Raw genomic sequence first — 5,563 nt, 5'->3', positions numbered from 1 at the left:
ACCCCAATACCTATGACGTGCTTGGTCTTCGGTTCTTTGGGCGGCTGAACTACCGCTTCAATTGATATACCCGGCGAGTTGCGCATGCCGAACTACGGCATGCGCTCTCGCCGCCTCGTTCAGATTCTGCTTGTGGGCTCTATTGAAACTTCCCGCTGTTATGGGTTCAACAGCAGACGGGCCTTTCTCTTTCTCCCAACCCTGCGCTGACCGTCATCTTGCGGTCGGCGATCCTCAGAGACTCGCGGCGCAAGTAGGCAGCAGTAGCTGCTTGTCTACCAGTGCATGATTTGTCGCAGGATCGCTCGCCCGGGCTTGAGAGACGTTGGGTGGGGTGTACCTCCACGGGGTGCCGGGCACGTCGCCGCCCCGAGTGCTCAAGTCAACGGGGCTGGCTTTGCAAGGTCTCGATTGCACGCTTCAGCGAACGTGACTGCTCCTCGTCGGCGGGCATCAGGGGTGCCCTGGGAGGACCGGCCGGATGACCAATGATATTCAGGCCCGCCTTGACGCATTGGGTGTACGCGCCGCTCTCCTCCAATTGCCGCAACACCGGCAGTATCGACGCCGCCAGTTTTCTGCCGTTTACAAGGTCTGCTTGCAATACCATCAGCTCGTACAACTCGATGTGCTCTCTGGGTAGGAAGTTGGCTCCACCGCCGATCCAGCCTTCTGCTCCGGCCGCGAAGCTCTCCAGAGCCAAGGTGTCGCATCCGCACAATACAGCGATACGGCCCTCGCACATTTCCCGGATAGAGGCAATGCGGGTCGCATCTCCGCTACTTTCCTTTATGGCCACCACCGTTTCAATAGCCGCCAGCTTGACAACGATATCCAGGTCGAGGTCGACCCCGGTACGTCCGGGGTAATTGTAAAGCGTTATTGGCAGATCAGTGGCAGAAGCAACCTTCGTAAAGTGTTGCAACAGTTCTCTGCGGGTCGGAAGTGCGTAGTAGGGCGGTGCCAGCAGTACTCCGGAAGCTCCCTGCTTTCGGGCGATCTTACAGTACTGAATGACTTCGGCCGTACTGCTGGCGTTAGCGCCTACGATGACTGGCGCCCGCCCTGCTGCAGCCTCAATAACACAGGCGCTCACAGCCTCGCGCTCCTCGCGGCTGAGTGTGTAGAACTCGCCCGTGCTTCCCAGGGGCGCGAGTCCGTGCACACCCGACTCGATGAGCCAACTTGCAAGGGCGCCGGTGCGCTCAAGGTCGAGCGAACCATCGGACTTGAAAGCGGTTGCCAACGCAGGGTAGATTCCGCGTGGCGGGGTAGCAATTATCGTCATAGTCTGATGTCCAGCACTTGGTTATTGAACACAGCGTCTGTGGGTGTAATCCCCAGCCCCGGCGAAGTTGACGCTGCCAGTCTCCCGTTTTCCCGCTCGGGAGCGCCATTGGCATTTTTAACGGTTACATAGCTGTTGAAGTCCGTTGAAGTGAGCAGCAATTCAGTTGGAGTGCTGTGTGCGAGGTGCGCGATTGCTGCCGTGACGATATCACCGCCCCAGCTGTCTTCGATCGTCATCGCGATCCCAAGCGAGGCGCACAGATCACGTGCCTGCCTGGCTTTGGTCAAACCGCCGAACTTGCTGATCTTGAGGTTTACGGCATCCATCGCGCGGTCCTGGTGGCCACGCATGAGTTCCCGCAGCCCGTCTATGCATTCATCCAGTACAAATGGATGAGGCGTTCGCTGCCGCACGGCCAGACACTCCTCGTAGCTCAGGCATGGCTGCTCAATGTAGACATCGATGTCTCGAACTGCATTGACTACCCGCAAGGCTTCATGCATGGTCCAGCCAGTGTTCGCATCGGCGATCAGCCGGTCACCTTGCTGAAGTACCTTCGACACTGCGCGGATCCGCTCAATATCGGTGTCCGGGTCCCCTCCGACCTTGAGTTGGAAGCGCCGATATCCCTCTGCGCGGTATCCCTCGACGTTGCTCGCCATCTCCTCGGGTGTACGCTGGGATATGGCTCTGTACAGGTGAAAATCATCGCCGTAGCGGCCACCCATCAGTTGGCATACCGGAAGCTTTGCCTGCTTGCCCAGGATATCCCAACAGGCCATGTCGATTGCCGACTTGACGTAAGCGTGACCCCGGAGTGCGCAGTCCATTCGATGATTCAGCGTGCCCAGGGCGAGCGGGTCTTCGCCAAGCAAGTGGGGCCCCAGCTCTGCAATCCCGGCCCTGGCACCCGCGGCATAGGCAGGCAGATAAAATGGTCCAAGGGGACAAACCTCGCCGTAACCGGTGATACCGGCGTCGGTCTCAATGGCCACCACGGTGCTGTCAAAGACATCAACGGATTTCCCCCCCGACCAACTATAGCGCCCCTCTTTCAGGGGCAGGTCAATTTGATACACGCTGATTCGAGTAATTTTCATCTTTACCTATCCTTTGGCTGGTATCGATCAGGGGGCGAGTGACGCCCAGATTGTCTTGAGCTCGCAGTACTGGTCGTAAGCCTGCTTGCCTTTGTCGCGACTACCGAATCCCGACTCGCCAAAGCCACCGAAAGGCGTGGCAATTGACCCCTCCGAGAAGCAATTGATCGATACGGTACCCGCTCGCAGTTTTCTTGCCACGCGGTGGGCGCGGCCAAAGTCTCGCGTATAGACAGAGGCGGCGAGGCCATACCGGGTCGCGTTGGCCAGCTGTATCGCCTCCTCCTCGTCCCGAAAGCGCAATGCCGCAAGCACAGGCCCGAAGATTTCCTCTCTGGCTATTCGCATCTCGGGTTGTACCGCGTCGAGGATGGTCGGTGCCACATAATAGCCATTTCCCGGATGGCTCGCGTCGGTGCCAGCCCTGAGGTTTGCGCCCGCGACTACTGCCTCCCGCACGAAATGCAGGACCTTGTCGCGGTGTTCGCTCTCTATCATCGGGCCGGTACGTGTTGCCGGGTCAAGAGGGTCGCCAGGTTGCCAGTCCTGAAGTCTCGCTGCGACCGCATCCAAAACCTGCTCTGCGATAGAATCCTGCAGCAGGAGTCGCGACCCGCAACTGCAGTTCTCGCCCATGTTCCAGAACGCGGCGTTGCATATTTCATCGATCAAACCCGGGATATCGATGCCGTCCTCAAAAACCACCTGCGGACTCTTACCGCCACATTCTAGACTGATCCGCTTCAAATTGGACTGTGCTGAATACTGGAGGAAAAGTCGCCCCACCTCGGTGGAGCCAGTGAATGCGACCATGTCAATATCCGGGTGGCGGCCGATGGCGGCACCAATCTCCTCACCCATCCCTGGCAGCACCTGGAAGACACCTGCAGGTACTCCGGCGCTGTGAGCAAGACCGGCGAGATACACTGCGCTCAGGGACGTCAGCTCGGAAGGTTTCAGGATGACACTGTTTCCCGCGGCAAGAGCGGGCGCCACTTTCCAGGCGGCCATCAACAGCGGGAAGTTCCAGGGGGTGACTGCTGCGACCACACCCACTGGTTCGCGCTCGATGAACGACAGGCGCTCGGGTGGGCAGGGTGCGGTTTCCCCGTAGATCTTGTCTGTGAGTTCGGCATACCAGCGGAAACATTCGATGGTTTCCGGCAGATCTGTGTTCACGCATTCCGCGACAGGTTTCCCAGCCTCAAGGCAGTCAAGCAGCGCAAGCGTGGGTAACTCGGACTCGATCAGGGAAGCCAGCCGCAGCAGAACCTCCTTCCTGCCGGTCGGTGAGCTGCGTGACCAGACGCCACTGTCGAAGCTGCGCCGTGCGGCGATAACAGCGCGATCCAGATCTTCTGTGCCGCAGCAGGTGACCGCGGCAAGTTGCTCGCCGGTCGCGGGGTTCTCCGTTGGCACGGTACGGCCAGAAGCCCCATGATGATAGTCGCCGTCAATGAATGCCCGGGACTCGAAAGAGAGGCCGGCCACTCGCTCCCGCATTTTTACCAGATCAGCATCGTTCATGCTCGACAGCTCCGTGATAAGTCATCACGCAGCTTAATGCGTGCCCCGCGCCAAAGATTGTGTCTCTAGGCACAATGCTGTTTCATTCCGACATCCCGAGCTCAGGTTGGGATCGGCAGGAATCGCTACGCCAGCAGCTCATGTGAAGCGCTGAAGGGTCAAGCCGCCCGTCTGGAAAATACGTCACGGTCCAGTTCGCCCTCGCTGACCGCAACCAGGACAGAGATAGCCGCGTCACCGGTGACATTGGTGGCGGTACGCATCATGTCGAGGACCCGGTCGATGCCCGCAATCAGGGCGATACCTTCCAGAGGCAAGCCAACCGAGACCAGGACAATGGACAGTGCCATGAGGCCTCCGGCCGGGATTGCGGCCGTCCCCACGGAGGCGAGCAGGGCTGTCGCGCCGATCGTCGCGTAGTCCATTACAGCCAGTTCGATGCCGTAGGTCTGAGCCAGGAAGACCGCTGCAACCGCCTGGTAGATCGCGGTGCCGTCCATGTTAATCGTGGTGCCGATAGGTAGCACGAATCCCGCGACCTCCTGCGACACACCGAGGTTTTCACGAGCGCAGGCCATGGTGACCGGCAAAGTGCCTGCGGCGGTGGTAGTGCTGAAGGCGATGATCTGCGCCTCAAGGATACCACGGAGGAATTGCATGGGATCGACACGCCCCAGGAGTACCAGCAGTCCTCCCAGTGAGAGGACGATATGCAAAATGCACGCGGCATAGACTGCCAGTATCAGCTTGCCCAGCGGCAGCAGTACACTGATGCCATATTCTGCGGTGGTTACGGCGATCAGGGCAAAAACACCGATCGGCGCGAGGGTGATGATCATGTCCGTCAGACGGAATATGACCGCAGACAGTGCCTCTACCAGACGGACTACCGGTGTGCCAGCGGATCCCACCGCGGTCAGGGCAATACCGAACAGGATCGAGAAGACGATGACCTGCAGCGTGTCTCCCGAGCTGAATGCGGCGAAAGGGTTCTCGGGTATCAGCCGGAGCAGCATCTCGGCAATCCCGGGGGCTGCGAAGTCTGAAGGCACCCCCGCGGTTTCATGTATCGCGACGCCCGCGCCGGGTTGCAGGACGGCCGCCGCGGCCAACCCGATGACAATGGCGATCGAGGTCGTCACCAGGTAGAGCCCGATGGTCCTCCTGCCCATCCTGCTCATCCGGCTGACGTCGCCGACGGAGCTGATCCCGCCCACGATAGAGACGAAGATCAGGGGTACCACCAGCATCTTGATGAGCGCGATAAACGCATCTCCCACCGGCTTGAGAAAGCTGGCATGCTCGCCGAGCAGCGGCCCCGCCAGCGCCCCCAGAATCAGGCCAAGGAGGACCCGCTGCCAGATGCTCATGCTGCGCAAAGTGTTGCTGGTGGTCGCCAACACGGCGGATATTCGGGCGCGGCTCTCACGGGTTCTCAGGAGCCCAGCAGCGTGCGGTAGCCATGCAAGGCCTGTGCACCTCCAGTATGGAGGAATACGATATTCTGGTCACGGGTGAAGCGGCCCTTATGGACAAGGTCAATGAGACCTGCCATCCCCTTGGCGGAGTAGACAGGGTCCAGCAGGATCCCCTCGAGGCGACTCATCAGGTGGATGGCCTCGATGCAGCCTTGCGTCGGCAGGCC

At 59.9% G+C, this 5,563-nt stretch carries 5 protein-coding genes; all 5 read right to left on the bottom strand.

Annotation, left to right across the window (positions count from 1 at the left end; genetic code table 11):
* Positions 1-382 precede the first annotated feature (382 nt).
* Positions 383-1,288: a 4-hydroxy-tetrahydrodipicolinate synthase gene (gene dapA / locus RJQ10_RS07535; protein WP_350145210.1), complete on the bottom strand. Its 906-nt coding sequence runs from the start codon at positions 1,286-1,288 to the stop codon at positions 383-385.
* Positions 1,285-2,391, bottom strand: a complete 1,107-nt coding sequence (locus RJQ10_RS07530; protein WP_350145208.1) for a cis-3-hydroxy-L-proline dehydratase — start codon at positions 2,389-2,391, stop codon at positions 1,285-1,287. Before RJQ10_RS07530 ends, dapA begins: the two co-directional genes overlap by 4 nt.
* A gap of 27 nt (positions 2,392-2,418) precedes the next feature.
* On the bottom strand, positions 2,419-3,918 hold the full coding sequence (locus tag RJQ10_RS07525) for an aldehyde dehydrogenase (protein ID WP_350145206.1): 1,500 nt from the start codon (positions 3,916-3,918) through the stop codon (positions 2,419-2,421).
* Positions 3,919-4,076: 158 nt separating this feature from the next.
* Positions 4,077-5,321: a dicarboxylate/amino acid:cation symporter gene (locus RJQ10_RS07520; protein WP_350145204.1), complete on the bottom strand. Its 1,245-nt coding sequence runs from the start codon at positions 5,319-5,321 to the stop codon at positions 4,077-4,079.
* A gap of 32 nt (positions 5,322-5,353) precedes the next feature.
* On the bottom strand, positions 5,354-5,563 hold a 210-nt coding region (locus tag RJQ10_RS07515; RefSeq protein WP_350145202.1), incomplete at its 5' end, for a pyridoxal-phosphate dependent enzyme.

The sequence above is a fragment of the Haliea sp. genome (assembly GCF_040222615.1).
In the GTDB taxonomy this organism is placed as follows: domain Bacteria; phylum Pseudomonadota; class Gammaproteobacteria; order Pseudomonadales; family Halieaceae; genus Haliea.
This window is presented reverse-complemented; position numbering and strand designations above follow the sequence as displayed.